The following is a 15279-nucleotide window of genomic DNA, read 5'->3' as shown; positions in this document are numbered from 1 at the left end:
GCGATGCAAGACGCCTGGGTACCGCTGCTGCTGTCGTTGAAGGTTGCCGGCTGGGCAACCGCGCTCGACATCGTGCTCGGCGTCGCGGCCGCGTTCATGCTCGCGCGCTGGCGCTCGCCGCTGCGCGACGTCGTCGATTCCGTGCTGACGCTGCCGCTCGTGCTGCCGCCGACGGTACTCGGCTATTACCTGCTCGTGCTGCTCGGCCGGCGCGGCGTGTTCGGCGCATGGCTCGACAAGCTCGGCATCGAGCTCGTCTTCACGTGGCAAGGCGCGGTGATCGCTTCGATGGTCGTCGCGTTTCCATTGATCCTGAAGTCGGCACGGGCGGCGTTCGAAGGCGTCGATCCGCACCTCGAACGCGCCGCGCGCACGCTCGGGCTCGGCGAAGTCGCGGTGTTTTTCCGCGTGACCCTGCCGCTCGCCACGCGCGGCATTCTCGCGGGCGCGCTGCTCGCGTTCGCACGCGCGCTCGGCGAGTTCGGCGCGACGCTGATGATCGCGGGCAACCTGCCCGGCCGCACGCAGACGCTGTCGGTCGCGATCTACGCGGCCGTGCAGGCCGGCGACGACAGCACCGCCAACTTCCTCGTGCTGGTGACGTCGATCACCTGCGTGCTCGTACTGCTCGCGACCGGCTGGCTCGTGCCGTCGCGTGCCCGGCGGAGCCAGCTGACATGAAGCGCTCGCCTCGTTTATCGTCTTTCGCGGTCGAGCGGCTTCGGCGGAGGCACGCATGAGCCTCGCCGTCGATATCCGCAAGACCTACGCAAACGCCGAGCGACGCTTCACGCTCGACGTGTCGTTCACGGCAACGACGCAGCGCGTCGTGCTGTTCGGGCCGTCCGGTGCGGGCAAGAGCATGACGCTGCAAGCAATCGCCGGCCTGCTGTCGCCCGACGAAGGCACGATCACGCTGGACGACGAACCGCTGTTCGACGCCGCGCGCCGCATCGACGTGCCGACCCGCGAGCGGCGCGTCGCATACCTGTTCCAGGATTACGCGCTGTTTCCGCATCTGAACGTGCGCCAGAACATTGCATTCGGGCTCACGTCGGGGCTGCGCAACCCGCGCGCGAAAACGGTGCCGCCGGAAGTCGCGTACTGGCTGCAGGCGTTCGACCTCGAAGCGCTCGCGGGGCAGTATCCGTCGCAATTGTCGGGCGGCCAGAAACAGCGCGTCGCGCTGGCGCGTGCACTGGTTGCGCAACCGCGGATCCTGCTGCTCGACGAACCGTTCGCGGCGCTCGACGGCGCCATGCGCCAGCGCATGCGTCACGAACTCGCGGAGCTGCAGGCGCGGCTCGATATCCCGATGGTGCTGATCTCGCACGATCCCGACGATGTCGCCGCGTTCGGCGACCAGGTCGTGCAGTTGAGCGAAGGACGCGTGCAGGCGACTCCGCCGCACGCCGAGTGGCCGACGCGCGTCATGTGAGCGCGCGAGGCCGTGGTCGTGGCAGGCAGGTCGAAGCCTGAGAGAGGCCGCGTGTAGCGGCATAGGCTGAAAGCGGAAACGAAGCCGGAGCCGTGCAGGCGCTGTGCGATGCCGGCTTCGCCCCGCCCGTCACAAGATCGTCGACGCACCGCCCGGCCTGCTTCGTCAGCCCGTTACCGCAAGAATCACGCTCGACGCCTTGAACAGCGCGATCGCCGGCCGGCCGGCGTCGAGCTGCAGTGCAGAGACGCTGTCGTTGGTCACGACGGCCGTCAGCGTCCCGCCGCCGTCGAGCGCCAGCGTCACCTCGCTGTTCACCGCGCCCGCCGCGACGGTTTCCACACTGCCGCGCAACTGGTTCCGTGCGGACACCTTCAAATCGTACTCGCCATCGTCGACCGCGAGCACGACCCACGACGCCTTCACCAGCGCGCAGGCGTCCGCGCCGACCTGCAGGCCGAGCGCATCGGCGCTTTCGTGCGTCAGCACGGCAACGATCGGCTGTCCGCCGGGCAACGCGAGCGTGACCTCGTCATTGACGGTGCCGCGCACGATCGATGCGACCTTGCCGAACAACTGGTTGCGCGCGCTGGTCTTCATCCCGATCCGGCCGATCAGCGCCCAGTCGACGTCGAACCCGGCCACGGCCGCGCTCGCGGCCTCGATGAACCGGCGATGCTCGCGCTCGATCGTACGGAACGCGGCGATCAGCGACGTGGCGCGCGGCGTCAGCGTCGTGCCGCCACCGCCCTTGCCGCCCGTCGAACGCGCGACGAGCGGTTCGCCGGCAAGATTGTTCATCGTGTCGACCGCATCCCACGCGGCCTTGTAGCTGAGGCCGACGGCCTTCGCCGCGCGCGTGATCGAGCCGGTGTCGCCGATCGCCGCGAGCAACGCGATGCGCGTGGCGCCGCCGAGCGTCTGCTCGCCGGCGCGCAGCCACAGCTCGCCGCCCAGTTCGAGCGGTTCGGCGGACGGGAAAGAATGCGGTGCGTCGGTCATCGGGATACGTACGGGAATCGGGCGGCCATTATAGTCAGCGCGTACCGGTCAACCGGGCTTGCCTTCGAGCTTCGGCGGCCGCAGGCTGGCCAGCAGCGTCTCGGCGTCGCGCGCCGCGCGCTGTTCGAGCGCTGCGCCGTAGCCACGCACGAAACCGAGCTGATACGGCGGCGCAGCCAGTTTTTCGAGGTGCTGCAGCGCGACCATCGTGTCGTTCGCTTCGCCGAGCACGCTCTGCACGCGCGTAAGCGTCTTGACCGTCTCGGTACGCGTGCGGCGCGACGCCAGCGACGCGAAGAATTCGAGCGCATAGCGCAGCCGCTTCGCATCGATCCGCACCTGATGGCGCGCGGCCGTGTCGAGCGACGTCAGCGACGGCGACGCGTACAGATGACCGAACAGCCGCCGCACGCGCTTCGTCGCGTGGCGCCGCAGCGAGGGCGCGTCGCCGTCTTCGGCAGCCGGCAGCGCAAGCGAGCTCAGCCACTCGAGCCAGCCGAGCGCCAGCCGCGCATAGCGAGCCGAATGCAGCGCCTGCCGCAACTCGACCCGCGCAGCCGCGCACTGCGCGCGCGCGGCGTCGAGCGTGCCGTTCCACTCGCCGTCGCCGCCGTCGGCCGCGATCAGCGCGGGCAGGCTTTCGGTCGCGAACACGTCCCAGTCACGCACCGTGCCGAGCAGCGAGGCAAGCCAGCGCAGGTCGACACCGAGCGTGTCGCGCCACTGGCGGTCGGCAAAGCGCGGGAAGAAGCGCATCAGCGTACGCAGGCGGCGCAGCGCGACACGCATCTGGTGCACGAATTCGGGGTCGTCGTGCTCGATCACCCCGCCCTCGTTGCCGAGCCATTGCGCGGTGATGTCGCCGGACAGCGCGAACAGCGCGGCGCGCTGCGTGCGCACGCCGGTCAGGTCGACGAGCTTGGCCTTGACGGGCCCGTCGGCAGCCGGCTCGGCCGCGCATGCGCGATCGATCACGCTCGTCAGCTGCACGAATGCGGGCCACGCGCCGCTCAATTCGCGCGCCGCGGCAAACAACGCATGCAGCGCGGCGGTACGCGCGGGCAAGGTTTCCCAGTCGGGCGCGGCAAGGCGCAGCTCGACGTAGCGGCGCGGCGGCTCGCTGCCGCGATGCAGCGTGACGTCGTCGAGCGTCATCTCGACCACGACGCCGCTGTCGTCGGCCCAGCGCCCGCGCCGCCGTTCGCTGACGAGGCGCAGCGCCGACGATTCCGGCTGCACGCCTGGGGCCGCGGGCACTGCGGCGTCGGGCGCGACGCCATCCACTTCGTCGGCAGGTGCATCGGCCTCGGCAGCCGCCTCGGGCAGGGGCAGCGGCATCGCGACGGCGATGCCCTCATGCTCCGCGTCGAACAGTTCGCGCGCAGTGACGCCCGGCGCAAACGCCTTCGTGCGCGACGCGACCACACGCCTTCCATGTGCGTTCGACTCGACCCACGTCCACCAGCTCGCGCCGGGGCTCAACTCGGCCTCCTCGATCTGGCACGGCTCGATCGTCACGCGCTCGTGGCCGCGGCGCATCCGGACCTGCGGGCAGATCCGCCACGCGCGCACGAGTTCAGCGCCGAAATCACGCTGCGCCCCGCGGGCGCGACTCGCAGCCTTGACCGGCCACCCTTCCAGCGACAGCGACAACACGACTTCCAGCACACGCGACATGGAGGCTCCTGCACATGAAGAACCGCCGGCGCATCGATCGCGCCGGCGTCATCCGTGAAGCTGCTTCCATAGTACACGTCGCGAAAACTCGCAGGCGACGATCTGGCCCTGCCGTGCTGTCGCAGGTCAAACGGCGTATTGCGCGAGGCCGTTGCCGAACGACCAGTCCTCCTTCAGCACCTCGACAAGACTGATGAATACGTCCTGCTGCCGCACGCCCGGCTGCTGCGCGAGGTTGTCCGCGATCGCCCGGTACAGCGCCCGCTTCTGCTCGAGCGTGCGCGTGTTGTTCGCGGTGATCTGGATCATCACGAGATCGTCGCTGCGTTCGATATCGAGGTAGTGACGGCCGAACACGAAATTCTCGGCCGCGTGCTCGGTGACGACCATGAAGATGTCGTCCTCGGGCACGTTGAACGTATGCATCAGCGCGCGATGCACGCCGTCGACGAGCGCCGCGCGGTAGGCGGCCGGCTTGCCTTCGCGAACTGCGATACGGGTGAATGGCATGGTCCTGCTCCTGTCGGTGAAGTTGGCGTTGAAGAACGGAAACACAGCGTCAGGTTAGGCGCGCCGAACTATAATAAACAGTCATCGATGAATATTTCATCCATTTACATCGAAAATGAAAGTCCTTGATCTCGATGCCGTCCGCGCGTTCGTGCTGGTCGCCGATCTCGCCAGCTTCACGCGTGCCGCCGATGCGCTCGGCACCACGCAATCGGCCGTCAGCCTGAAGCTGAAGCGGCTGGAGGCCCACCTCGGCAAGCCGCTGCTCGCGCGCACGCCTCGTGTCGTCAAGCTGGCCGCCGACGGCGAAAATTTCCTGCCGGCCGCCCGCGCGCTGCTCGATGCGCACGATCATGCGCTGGGTGCGATCTCGGCCGGCACGCATCGGCTGTCGCTCGGCGTCAGCGAGCACGTCGCCGTGCCCGACCTGCCGGCCGTGCTCACGAGCCTGCATCGGCAGGATCCGGGGTTATCGCTCGAAATGCATCTCGGCACGTCGACGAACCTGCTCGCGCAATACGACGAACGCCGGTTCGATGCGGTGATCGTGCGGCACGAGCCAGGCGAAGACCCGCCGCGCGAAGACGGCACGCTGCTGTTTTCCGAACCGCTGGCCTGGCTCGCCGCGCCGGACTGGGTACCGCGCGCAGGCGAACCGCTGCCGCTCGCGGTGCTGGCCGGCCCGTGCGGCGTACGGGCCGCCGCGCTGCGCGCGCTCGACCATGCGGGACGGCCGTGGCGCGAGCGCTTCACGGGCGGCGGCGTGGCGGCGGTCACGGCCGCCGCCGCCGCGGGGCTCGCGGTCTGCCCGCTGGCGCGGCGGGTTGCGCCGCGCACGCTGGTCGACGTCGGCGCGAAATTCGGGCTGCCGCCGCTGCCGCTGTCGCAGGTCGTGCTGTATTCGCGCGTACGCGACGCACGTGCCGGCGCCGCGTTGCGCAGGTTTGCCGACAGCCTTGCAATCTCGGCGTAAACTGACGCGTTCCGCCGCCCGCAATCTCCAGAAGAATTCCAATGAAGCCCGAAGCCCGCAAGCACCTCCGAGCCAACCTGCTGATGCTCGCCGCCGCCGCGATCTGGGGTTCGGCGTTCGTCGCCCAGCGACTGAGCCTCGACGTGATCGGGCCGTTCCTGTTCACGGGGCTCCGTTTCCTGCTCGGCGCGCTGGTGCTGGTGCCGCTGCTGATGCTGAACACGGCGTCGCGCATGCAGTTCGCGGCGATCCGCCGTGAGCCGACGCTGCTGCTGCCGGGCCTCGCGCTCGGCGGGTTGCTGGCGGTATCGATTTCGCTGCAGCAGATCGGCCTGCAGTACACGCGCATCGCCAACGCGGGCTTCATCAGCTCGCTGTACGTCGTGATCGTGCCGCTGATGGGCGTGTTCGCCCGTCACCGGATCGGCCCGGGCACATGGTTCGGCGCGCTGCTCGCGGCGATCGGCCTGTATTTCCTCTGCATCAACGAGCAATTCTCGGTGCTGTACGGCGACTGGTTCCAGCTCGCCGGCGCCGTGATCATCGCCGCGCACGTGATGGCCGTCGGCCATTTCGCGAAGCGCCACAATCCGCTCGTGCTCGCGTTCATGCAATTCGTCGTGTGCGGCGCGGCGTGCCTCGCGGTCGGCCTCGTCGTCGAGCCGGTCAGCGGCACGATGCTGCGCAACGCGCTGCCGACGCTGCTGTACGGCGGCATGCTGTCGGTCGGGGTCGGCTATACGATGCAGGTCGTCGCGCAACGCGACGCGGCGCCCGCGCACGCGGCCGTGATCTTCAGCATGGAAGGCGTATTCGCGGCGGTCGCCGGCTGGGCCGCGCTCGGCGAAACGCTGACGCTGCGCGCGCTCGTCGGCTGCGCGCTGATGCTGGCCGGCCTGCTCGCGTGCCAGCTGCTGCCGAACGGCGACGCCCGGAAAAAGGACGAAGACGCACTGCCGGCGTGACACGCACCGTCCCTATAATGACGGTTCGCGTGACTTCCACGCCAACCGCTCCCGACAGGCCAGCTCCGTGACGTCCACTACAGTCGATCCCGCCGCCGACCTGCTGCGCGAACGCGCAGCGCATTACGCCACCCAGGCGGCGCTGTTCCTGCGCGACCAGGCGCTCTCCACCGCGTCGCACGACCTGCGCAGTCCGCTGAACGCCATGCATAGCTGGGCGTACGTGCTCGAGCGCCAGCTCGCCAACGCCGATCCGAACCTGCAGCGCGCTCTCGCGGGCATCCGCACGGGCATCGACCAGCAGGTCGCGCTGATCGACGACGTGCTCGACGCGCCGCGCGCAGAAACGCGCACGCTCGCTCTCAAGCCGCAGCCGTTCGCGCTGCGCGCGCTGCTCGACGACACGATCGCGCTCGCCCGTTGCGCGCTCGCCGACGCACGACAGGTCGCCCTCGACGCGACGCTGCCGGACGGCGAACTGTCGCTGACCGCCGACCGCGAACGCATCGCGCAGGCGCTCTGGACGATGCTGACGACCGCGGTCGAAGCCAGCGCCGCCGGCAGCCGCGTGACGTTTGCGTGCGCTCGCGACGGCATGCACTTCACCGCGCGCGCCACGTGTAACGTCAACGCGGACGCGCTCGTCGATTCCGCGCAACCGCATGCATTCGAATCGTTCGCACGACGCGAGATGCTGCGCGAGCGCGACGCCAAGCGGATCGCCTGGACGCTCGCGCTTTGCCAGCGCGTCGCGCTCGCACACGGCGGCACGTTCGCGCATGACGCGTTCGCCGATGGCGCCCCGGCCACCATCACGTTCTCCGTGCCCGGTGAGGCGCCGGTGTAAGCAATCGGCCGCCCGCCGCATTACAACTTCCTTTCTGGCTCTATACTGATGGGCCTGTCATAACCGGAGTGTTTCTTTGTTACAGATCTTCGCGCTCATCGGCGCGTTGTTCCTGGTGGCCCTGAACGGGTTCTTCGTTGCGGCCGAATTCGGCCTCGTCAAACTGCGCGCCACGCGCGTCAAGACACTGGCCCGCAAGCACGGCCTGCGCGGTCGCATCCTCGGCATCGTGCACGGCCGTCTCGACGCGTATCTTTCCGCGTGCCAGCTCGGCATCACGCTTGCGTCGCTCGGCCTCGGCTGGGTCGGCGAACCGGCTTTCGCGCAACTGCTCGGCCCGCTGCTCGACCTGATCGGCGTGGAATCCGAACGCGTCGTGCACCTGATCTCGCTGGTGTTCGCGTTCTCGCTGATCTCGTTCCTGCACATCGTCGTCGGCGAGCTGGCGCCGAAATCGATGGCGATCCGCCAGTCGGAGAAGGTCGGCCTGTGGGTCGCGTTGCCGCTCTATGCGTTCTACTGGGCGATGTATCCGGCGATCTGGGTGCTCAACAACAGCGCCAACGCGGTACTGCGCCTCGCGGGGCTCTCCGCCGACCACGGCAGCGACGCCCACTACTCGACCGACGAGCTGAAGCTGATCCTGCGCAGCCGCCGCAGCACGGCCGGCAACGCGGCCCAGCCGGCGCGCGGCACGTACAGCAACGACGAGTGGAACACGCTCGCGCATTCGCTCGATTTTTCGTCGATGACGGTGTCGGACCTGATGCGGCCGGCCCATGAAATGATCGGCCTGCGCCGCGACCTCCCGCTGCCCGACAACATGGAGATCGTCGCGCGGCACCGCTTCAGCCGTTATCCGCTGTTCGAGGATGCGTCGCGCGAACAGGTGAGCGGGCTGATCCACCTGAAGGACCTGCTACTCGCGCGTCACGCGGGCGCGGCGCTGGAAGACCTGTCTGACTATGTCCGCCCCGTGCAGTACGTGAGGCCAGACACGCCGGCGCTCGACCTGTTCCGCCGCTTCCGCAAGGGCGCACCGCACTTCGCGCTGGTCGGCAACAAGGGCGAGAAGCCGATCGGCTTCCTGACGCTCGACAACCTGCTCGGCGCGCTGGTCGGCCAGATCCACGACGAGTTCCGCCAGGGCGACGCCGACTGGAGCCGCCTCGACGACGGCACGCTGATGGGCAAGGGCAGCCTGCCCGTCGTGTCGCTCGAACAGGCGCTCGGCATCGACATCGACGAAGGCCGCGCGGAATCGGTCGGCGGCCTCGTGATCCAGGCGCTCAGCGACTTGCCGACCGAAGGGCAGCGCGTGTCGTTCGACCGCTTCGACGTCGTCGTGAAGAAGATGAACGGGCCGCGCATCGTGCTCGTGCGCGTCTACCCGAAGATCTCGAAAGAGGCCGACGAATGACCGCCGCGCTTCGCTGCACGCGATGAACGCCACGCTGCCGCGCTGCTGCGTGATCACGCCGGAGCCGGCGTCCGCGTCGGCGGCCGATTGCGCGGCGTTCCTCGACCGGCTGTCGGCCGTGCTCGCGCGCGGCGAGACGCTCGTGCAACTGCGCGTGAAATCGCTCGATGCAGCCGCGTTCGTGCAACTCGCCGCCGACTCGCTCGCGCGCTGCGACGCGGCCGGCGCGCACCTGATGCTGAACGGACCGATCGATGCGGCCGGCGTGATGCGGCTCGACGGCGCCGGCTGGCATCTCGACGGCACCGCGTTGCGCGCCGCCGCGCAACGGCCGTTGCCTGCCGGACGCCGGGTGTCAGCCGCCTGCCACACGCGCGACGACCTGCTGCTGGCCGCGCGCGCCGGCGCGGATTTCGTCACGCTGTCGCCTGTGTTGCCGACACTCAGCCACCCCGGTGCGCCGACGCTCGGCTGGACGCAGTTCAACGCGCTGGCCGTCGAGGCCGCGATGCCCGTCTTCGCGCTCGGCGGCATGACGCGCGCGCACCTCGACGAGGCGCGCCGCCACGGCGCCTACGGCATCGCGGGCATTCGCGGGTTCTGGTAGTTCGGGGATTTCCTGCGGTACAGCCGGGCGCAGATGCGCCCAGCCTCTCAAACGCTTACCCGCTCACATCGTCATGCGTTCAGGTTCGGACGCGATCCGCGCCACGCACCATCGTCGATGCGACGTGCATCATGCGTAAGCGCATACCGGTTGACGTCACCCGTCAGCCACGCGACGAGCGCATACGGCGGCAACACCCCTTCATCGACCCGGTCGCGCGCACGCGCCGGCGTCTCGAACACGATCCGTCCTCTCGGTGCGTCGAACGGCACCGCCTCGGGCGACAGGTTCAACGCGATCGTCAGCGTCTCGTCGTCGGCGAGCTTCCATGATGCAAGCAGCGCGTCGGCATCGCCGTCGCCGTCCGACTTCAGCGCACGCGCTTCCTGCGGCCTGCAATCGGACAATCGCGGCGCGATCAGCTTCGCGCGCACCGCGAGCGCCGACTGCACGAAGTGCGCTCGATCGGCGTCGCGCGCGGTTTCGTCGAAGATCAACGGAATCTGCGGTGTGAGCAGCGACAGCGCGAGGGCAGCCAGACCGGCCTCCTGCCCGTGATCGCCCTGCCCGCTGTCGCGCCACGCACCGTCGGACAGCACCAGCGACGTCAACGACAGCCCGCTGTCGGCAGCCATGCCTTCGCCCACCCCGGCCGGCTGGAATGCGGCCCCGGCCGCGGTCAGTGCGCGGGCGAGCGTGTGGATCGACTGGTGCGTGGAAATGCCTTCGTGGGCCGACGTATCGCGCCCCGTCAGCCGGTGCAGCGCGCGTTCGCCGCATCCGTTCCACTGTGCATCGAAATGGGTGTCGGCAAGGTGCGCCGGATGCCGCTCGCTGCCGAGTACGAGATGGATCAACCGGTCGGCCGGCACGGCCGCGCGCACGCGATCGGCGATCTCGCGCAGCCACGACACGCCGATCCGGTCGGCTTCGCGCAGGCGCAGCCCGTCGCAACGGTACTCGTCGATCCAGTACAGCGCGTTGTCGCAGAAGAAATCGCAGACTTCCGGATGATCGAGCGCGAGCGGCGGCGCCTGGAGCGGATCGTCGCGCGTATGGAAGAACGGCGCCGCGTAGTGGCGCAGCGCATCGGTGCCGCTGCCGAAACGCGCGTAATCGAGTTCGAGCAGCACCGCGAGACCGTAGCCGTGCGCGTCGTCGATCAGCGCCTTCAGCGCGTCGGGGCCGCCTTCGGCGGCGAGCGGCGCGAACGGCAGGCTGTCGTGCGGCGACGCGAGCAGTTCCAGCGCGGTCACGCCGAGGCGCGCGAGTTGCGGCAGGCGCCGGCGCACGCCGTCGAAGCCGCCCACCGCGTGCGGACGAATCGCATAGAGCGCGATGTCTTCCCATGCACGCCCGCGCCAGAACGTGTTGCGCCACGTGAACGCGCGCGGATCGATGACCTCGCTCGGACCGTTGAGCCCTTCGGGTTGCGAGCGCGACGCGGGATCGGGAATCGACACCGCATCGTCGAGGCGATAGCGGTAAAGCGCACCCGCGCCGCAATCGGCAAAGACTTCGAACCAGTTCGTGCCGGCGGCAGCCATCGGGACGAGCAACGGGCCGAAGCCGGTATCGAGTTCGAGCTGGACCTGCGTGCTGCCCGGCGCCCACACGCGAAAATGCGTGCGCGGCGTCGCACAGAGCGCGCCACAGGGCTGGGCGCCAAACGGCAAGCAGTGAATGTGGTGCTGCGCATACGGATCGTGCGGACAATCGGACATCATGCGCTCCTCGTGCGTACCGAGCGGCATGGCCGCGCCCGCGGGGCGCGGCGCATCGGGGCCCGGCATGCGACGGCCAGGCGGGGGGAGAGAAACGAGTATGCGCCGGATTCGCTACCGCGATGCATCGTGCCCGGACATTTTTAAATACGAATCGACCCCGGGGAAACCCGCAATCCGACACGTCCCGACGAGTCGGGTAGCCCGCATACCGGGATGACCACTTGCCTTGTTGCACCGGCCGCGCACGCTTACGCTCTGCGCCAGGCTCGCGGGCACGTCGTCCGCCCCCAACCGAGGAACCCGCCATGTCGCTTCCCGCCAGCGCCGCCAAATTCGATCCGGCACGCGCGCACGAATACGCCGAGCAATCCCGCATCGCGCTCGCCGGCTACGATGCCTGCCACGAACTCACCGCGTGCATGCTCGCATCGGCCATCGACACGCCCGAGGCACGGATCCTCGTCGCGGGTGCGGGCGGCACGGGGCAGGAAATCTGCGTGGCGGCCGCGCTCGAGCCGGGCTGGCAATTCACGGCCATCGACCCGTCCGCGCCGATGCTCGCGCTTGCGCGTTCGAACGTCGAGGCCGCAGGCTTCGGCGCGCGCACGGCGTTCGTCGAGGACGGTGTCGACGCGTTGCCCGATGCATCCGCGTTCGACGGCGCGACACTGATCGGCGTGCTGCATCACGTGCCCGGCGACGAAGCGAAGGCCGCGCTGCTCCGTGCGATCGCGCGGCGCCTGAAGCCCGGCGCACCGCTCGTGCTCGCCGGCAACCACCGCCGCTACGCGGACCACCCTCGCCTGCTCGACGCATGGCAGCAGCGCTGGCGCATGAAAGGCGCGACGCCCGACGCGGTGCGCGCGCAACTCGCGAAGATCCTGCAGGGCGCCGATCCGCCCGCGTCCGAGGAAGCCGTGTTCGGCCTGCTGCGCGATGCGGGCTTCGATGCGCCGCTGCGCTTTTTCTCGAGCCTGTTCTGGGGTGCGTGGATCGCGGTGAGGCGCGCGTGAACGAACGGGGTGGCCGGCCAAGCGCGGTCGGCCAGACGCGGTCGGCCAGACGTGGCTCGTCACGGCGCGCAACGCTTCGCGTACGCGCCACGCGCGCTGGGTATGATGTCGTTCCCGTCCCCACGTCCGGCGTCGACATGCTCACCGTCCACCACCTGAACAACTCGCGCTCGCAGCGCGTGCTCTGGCTGCTCGAAGAACTGGATGTGCCGTACGAGATCGTGCGCTACGCGCGTGATCCGAAGACGATGCTCGCGCCGCCCGCGTTGCGCGCGATCCATCCGCTCGGCAAGTCGCCCGTCGTTACCGACGAAGGCCGCACGTACGCCGAATCGGGCGCGATCATCGAATACCTGGTCGAACGCTACGGCAATGGACGCATGGCGCCGCCGCCCGGCGCGCCCGAGCGGCACGACTACACGTACTGGCTGCACTACGCGGAAGGGTCGGCGATGCCGCCGCTGCTGCTCAAGCTCGTCGCACTGCGGATCGCGCATGCGCCGATGCCGTTCTTCGCACGGCCGATCGCGCGCAAGATCGCCGACACGCTGCAATCGGGCTTCGTCGATCCGCAGATCGCGCTGCATCTCGGCTATGTCGACGACACGTTGAGCCGCACCGGCTGGTTCGTCGGCGACGGTTTCAGCGCAGCCGACATCCAGATGAGCTTTCCGCTCGAAGCGGCGACCGCGCGCGGGGGCGGCAGCCGGTATCCCGCGATCGCGCGCTTTCTCGATGCGATCCACGCGCGGCCCGCGTACCAGCGGGCGCTGGAGCGCGGCGGCCCTTATGACCTGCTCAAGTAACGCTGCGGATGACCCGGGCCTGCATCAGCTCAGCAGGCCCGCCGCGACGTTGATCGACAGCCCGAGCACGGCCATGTTGAAGTAGAACGACAGGATCGACTGCGCGAGCACCGAGCGCCGCGCGGAGCGGTTCGCCAGCGACACGTCGGCCGTCTGCGACGCGACCGCGATCGTGAATGCGAAATACAGGAAATCCCAGTAATCGGGCTCGGGGTTCTGGTCCGGGAAGCGCAGCGCGCGATCCTTGGCCGGCGAGCCGTAATAGAGCCGCGCATAGTGCAGCGTGAAGATCGTCGGGATCAGGAACCACGCGCCGAACAGCGTCGCGCCCGTGATCGCGTAGTGGCTGAGCCCCGCGCTGAAGCCGACGCTCTTGGCGGTCGCGAGTTCGATCGCGATCGCGGCGACGCTCGCGACGGTCGCAAGGCACACGACGGTCAGTACGGTCGTCGCGTTTTCATCCTCGCGAATCGCAATTTCGCGCACCTGGTGATGATGCGCGGTGATCATGCGCACCCACATCAGCACGAGATACAGCCAGATCGCGCAATCCCAGCCGATCAGCGCACGCACGGTCGGACGCAGAGAAAACGGCAGCAGCACCGCGCACAGCACGCCGGCGACGAACGCCGCGACCATGCGCGGCCGGTTGCGTAATACCTGCGGATAAATCGTCATCATGTGATTCCGAAAGCGGATGGAAAGGGTTCGGCCGGCATGCGGGACTGCCCGTCGCGCCGGCGGGTATTGTCCCGATTATCGCCATTCCATCGTGACGTGGCGATGGGGGCGCGAGCGCCTAAGATATTGGGATGACTGCCACCGCCCCCCTCTGCCGCCATCCGGCGAACACGGCCGGCCGCGACTTCGTCGTCGGCGACCTGCACGGCTGCGTGGATGTGCTGCGCGCGCTGCTGCACGACATCCGCTTCGACCCGGCCCGCGACCGCCTGTTCTCGGTCGGCGACCTCGTCGACCGCGGCCCGGCCTCCGAAACCACCCTCGACCTGCTCGACCGCCCGTGGTGCCACGTCGTGCGCGGCAATCACGAGGAAGTGCTGAGCCTCGTGGCGCGCGGCAAGCTGTCGCCCGACGCGTGGCGCGGGATCGGCGGCGACTGGGGAGCCGACCTGCCGCCGGAACGGCTGCACGCGCATGCGGCACGCGTCGACGCGCTGCCGCTGGTGCGCGTGATCGGCGACGGCCCCGGGCGCTTCAACGTGCTGCATGCGGAATTCTTCGGCTCGGACGCCGATCTCGACACGGGCAGCTATGCGCACGACGTGCGCGAGCGGCTGATCTGGGGCCGCGATCTCGTCCAGGGGCTCGCCGATCCGGCGCGTCAGGCCGGGCTGTCGCTGACCTGCACCGGGCACACGCCGGTGCGCGCGCCGCAGCGGATCGGCGCGCAGTGGTTCATCGACACGGGCGCGTTCGCACCGGCCGGGCGGCTCACGCTCGCCGAGCCGCACACCGGGCGCACCTGGTCGATGACGCAGGCCGAAGCGCGCGAACGCCACGCAGGCGACTGGCCGCTGCCCTGAGGCGGCCGATATGCCCCGAAGCGGCTGATATGCGCTGACGCCTGCAAGCAGGCCCTAGCCGACCTGGTTCAGTTCGAACACCGCATCGACGGCCGAGCCGTTCCAGTTGTATTCGAGGTAGGCCGCGTGATGGCAGTCGCGCAGCAGCGCGGTGCGGAACGCCGCCAGGCACTCGCCGCGCGGGTCGCGCACCGACGGATAGACGATCCCCGCGCCGCCCGCATTGCGCACCGCGCGCCCGAGCGCCTGCCCGGCGCTGTAATCGAGCGGGTGCAGCCACGCCGGATCGCGTTTCGGCCACGTGCGGATGTCGGCTACTTCGCCTTGCGCGATCACCGTATAGAGCCGCATCTGCTGGCGCATCGGCGGCTCCTTCGTCGCTTCCAGGAACAGCGCGCTGTGGTACCGCGTTTCGGCGATCGCCGTATCGCGCGAACGTGCGCAGTAGAACACGCCATAGCTGCCGTCGGAAAAGCGGCTGCCCTGCGGATTCAGGTGCGTGAACGCGGCCATGATCGGCCCCCAGCCCTGCCCGTAGCGGCGCTCGGCGGGCGGCACGAGGTCGAGTGCGCCGACTTCGTTGCGGATGCGGTCGTTGGTCAGCGATTCGAGTGCGTAAAGCGCGTCGAAATCGTCCGCCGAGGCCACGCGGTCGAACAGGTTAATCGCAGGGAAGCGGGTGGGGATCACGCGATAGGCCGGCGCCCAGTCGACTGCGGTCGTGGGCCATTGTTGTGCTTGGATCGGCAT

The 15279-nt window shown here is 69.1% G+C and carries 16 protein-coding genes; 10 read left to right on the top strand and 6 right to left on the bottom strand.

The window, feature by feature from the left end:
- Nucleotides 1-3 precede the first annotated feature (3 nt).
- Together modB and C5O79_RS15915 are read left to right on the top strand one after the other, a co-directional pair.
- Entirely contained in the window at nucleotides 4-681 is a 678-nt protein-coding gene (modB, locus tag C5O79_RS15920) for a molybdate ABC transporter permease subunit (protein WP_039358066.1), read from the top strand.
- Between the two features lie 55 nt (nucleotides 682-736).
- Nucleotides 737-1438: an ATP-binding cassette domain-containing protein gene (locus C5O79_RS15915; protein ID WP_047850311.1), complete on the top strand. Its 702-nt coding sequence runs from the start codon at nucleotides 737-739 to the stop codon at nucleotides 1436-1438.
- A gap of 165 nt (nucleotides 1439-1603) precedes the next feature.
- On the opposite strand, the gene C5O79_RS15910 is transcribed toward C5O79_RS15915, so the two are convergent.
- The 3 genes from C5O79_RS15910 to C5O79_RS15900 all read right to left on the bottom strand — a co-directional run bounded on the left by C5O79_RS15910 (nucleotide 1604) and on the right by C5O79_RS15900 (nucleotide 4627).
- A complete protein-coding gene (locus C5O79_RS15910) occupies nucleotides 1604-2440 on the bottom strand; it encodes a TOBE domain-containing protein (protein WP_122475241.1) in 837 nt (278 codons plus the stop codon).
- Between the two features lie 48 nt (nucleotides 2441-2488).
- Nucleotides 2489-4117, bottom strand: a complete 1629-nt coding sequence (locus C5O79_RS15905; RefSeq protein ID WP_122475238.1) for a CHAD domain-containing protein — start codon at nucleotides 4115-4117, stop codon at nucleotides 2489-2491.
- A gap of 126 nt (nucleotides 4118-4243) precedes the next feature.
- A complete protein-coding gene (locus tag C5O79_RS15900) occupies nucleotides 4244-4627 on the bottom strand; it encodes a tautomerase family protein (RefSeq protein WP_011355834.1) in 384 nt (127 codons plus the stop codon).
- A 115-nt stretch (nucleotides 4628-4742) separates the two neighbouring features.
- Between C5O79_RS15900 and C5O79_RS15895 the strand changes: the two genes are divergently transcribed.
- The 5 genes from C5O79_RS15895 to C5O79_RS15875 all read left to right on the top strand — a co-directional run bounded on the left by C5O79_RS15895 (nucleotide 4743) and on the right by C5O79_RS15875 (nucleotide 9439).
- Nucleotides 4743-5600, top strand: a complete 858-nt coding sequence (locus tag C5O79_RS15895) for a LysR substrate-binding domain-containing protein (protein ID WP_039358052.1) — start codon at nucleotides 4743-4745, stop codon at nucleotides 5598-5600.
- Nucleotides 5601-5641: 41 nt separating this feature from the next.
- A complete protein-coding gene (locus C5O79_RS15890) occupies nucleotides 5642-6565 on the top strand; it encodes a DMT family transporter (RefSeq protein ID WP_122475236.1) in 924 nt (307 codons plus the stop codon).
- Nucleotides 6566-6632: 67 nt separating this feature from the next.
- Nucleotides 6633-7412 (top strand): HAMP domain-containing sensor histidine kinase, encoded by a 780-nt coding sequence (locus tag C5O79_RS15885; protein ID WP_046549970.1) that lies wholly within the window; start codon nucleotides 6633-6635, stop codon nucleotides 7410-7412.
- Between the two features lie 76 nt (nucleotides 7413-7488).
- Nucleotides 7489-8832: a hemolysin family protein gene (locus tag C5O79_RS15880; protein WP_046549971.1), complete on the top strand. Its 1344-nt coding sequence runs from the start codon at nucleotides 7489-7491 to the stop codon at nucleotides 8830-8832.
- A 22-nt stretch (nucleotides 8833-8854) separates the two neighbouring features.
- Entirely contained in the window at nucleotides 8855-9439 is a 585-nt protein-coding gene (locus tag C5O79_RS15875; protein ID WP_046549972.1) for a thiamine phosphate synthase, read from the top strand.
- Between the two features lie 71 nt (nucleotides 9440-9510).
- Here C5O79_RS15875 and C5O79_RS15870 read toward each other — a convergent pair whose 3' ends face one another.
- Entirely contained in the window at nucleotides 9511-11163 is a 1653-nt protein-coding gene (locus C5O79_RS15870; protein WP_047851086.1) for a DUF3459 domain-containing protein, read from the bottom strand.
- A 308-nt stretch (nucleotides 11164-11471) separates the two neighbouring features.
- On the opposite strand from C5O79_RS15870, the gene C5O79_RS15865 reads away from it, so the two are divergent.
- Both C5O79_RS15865 and C5O79_RS15860 read left to right on the top strand, forming a co-directional pair.
- Complete coding sequence (locus C5O79_RS15865; RefSeq protein ID WP_122475233.1) at nucleotides 11472-12179, top strand: class I SAM-dependent methyltransferase; 708 nt, start codon at nucleotides 11472-11474, stop codon at nucleotides 12177-12179.
- 137 nt (nucleotides 12180-12316) lie between these two features.
- The gene (locus tag C5O79_RS15860; RefSeq protein ID WP_046549974.1) at nucleotides 12317-12985 is read left to right on the top strand and encodes a glutathione S-transferase; all 669 of its coding nucleotides are present in this window, start codon (nucleotides 12317-12319) and stop codon (nucleotides 12983-12985) included.
- A gap of 24 nt (nucleotides 12986-13009) precedes the next feature.
- On the opposite strand, the gene C5O79_RS15855 is transcribed toward C5O79_RS15860, so the two are convergent.
- Nucleotides 13010-13663 (bottom strand): DUF1345 domain-containing protein, encoded by a 654-nt coding sequence (locus C5O79_RS15855; protein ID WP_122477351.1) that lies wholly within the window; start codon nucleotides 13661-13663, stop codon nucleotides 13010-13012.
- A 134-nt stretch (nucleotides 13664-13797) separates the two neighbouring features.
- Between C5O79_RS15855 and C5O79_RS15850 the strand changes: the two genes are divergently transcribed.
- Nucleotides 13798-14529, top strand: a complete 732-nt coding sequence (locus tag C5O79_RS15850) for a metallophosphoesterase (protein ID WP_046549976.1) — start codon at nucleotides 13798-13800, stop codon at nucleotides 14527-14529.
- A gap of 54 nt (nucleotides 14530-14583) precedes the next feature.
- Here the strand turns inward: C5O79_RS15850 and C5O79_RS15845 are convergent, their stop codons facing one another.
- A complete protein-coding gene (locus C5O79_RS15845) occupies nucleotides 14584-15279 on the bottom strand; it encodes an RES family NAD+ phosphorylase (RefSeq protein WP_122475231.1) in 696 nt (231 codons plus the stop codon).

Origin of the sequence: Burkholderia sp. SRS-25, from assembly GCF_004343765.1 — a bacterium.
In the GTDB taxonomy this organism is placed as follows: Bacteria; Pseudomonadota; Gammaproteobacteria; order Burkholderiales; family Burkholderiaceae; genus Burkholderia; species Burkholderia contaminans.
This window is presented reverse-complemented; position numbering and strand designations above follow the sequence as displayed.

Bases quoted from the DNA above. Each gene is read 5' to 3' on its own strand.
- C5O79_RS15870 (WP_047851086.1), bottom strand. From the start codon at position 11,163: ATGTCCGATTGTCCGCACGATCCGTATGCGCAGCACCACATTCACTGC.
- C5O79_RS15900 (WP_011355834.1), bottom strand. From the start codon at position 4,627: ATGCCATTCACCCGTATCGCAGTTCGCGAAGGCAAGCCGGCCGCCTAC.
- C5O79_RS15890 (WP_122475236.1), top strand. From the start codon at position 5,642: ATGAAGCCCGAAGCCCGCAAGCACCTCCGAGCCAACCTGCTGATGCTC.
- C5O79_RS15855 (WP_122477351.1), bottom strand. From the start codon at position 13,663: ATGACGATTTATCCGCAGGTATTACGCAACCGGCCGCGCATGGTCGCG.
- C5O79_RS15850 (WP_046549976.1), top strand. From the start codon at position 13,798: ATGACTGCCACCGCCCCCCTCTGCCGCCATCCGGCGAACACGGCCGGC.
- C5O79_RS15860 (WP_046549974.1), top strand. From the start codon at position 12,317: ATGCTCACCGTCCACCACCTGAACAACTCGCGCTCGCAGCGCGTGCTC.
- C5O79_RS15905 (WP_122475238.1), bottom strand. From the start codon at position 4,117: ATGTCGCGTGTGCTGGAAGTCGTGTTGTCGCTGTCGCTGGAAGGGTGG.
- modB (WP_039358066.1), top strand. From the start codon at position 4: ATGCAAGACGCCTGGGTACCGCTGCTGCTGTCGTTGAAGGTTGCCGGC.
- C5O79_RS15895 (WP_039358052.1), top strand. From the start codon at position 4,743: ATGAAAGTCCTTGATCTCGATGCCGTCCGCGCGTTCGTGCTGGTCGCC.
- C5O79_RS15875 (WP_046549972.1), top strand. From the start codon at position 8,855: ATGAACGCCACGCTGCCGCGCTGCTGCGTGATCACGCCGGAGCCGGCG.
- C5O79_RS15910 (WP_122475241.1), bottom strand. From the start codon at position 2,440: ATGACCGACGCACCGCATTCTTTCCCGTCCGCCGAACCGCTCGAACTG.
- C5O79_RS15845 (WP_122475231.1), bottom strand. From the start codon at position 15,279: ATGCCGATCCAAGCACAACAATGGCCCACGACCGCAGTCGACTGGGCG.
- C5O79_RS15865 (WP_122475233.1), top strand. From the start codon at position 11,472: ATGTCGCTTCCCGCCAGCGCCGCCAAATTCGATCCGGCACGCGCGCAC.
- C5O79_RS15915 (WP_047850311.1), top strand. From the start codon at position 737: ATGAGCCTCGCCGTCGATATCCGCAAGACCTACGCAAACGCCGAGCGA.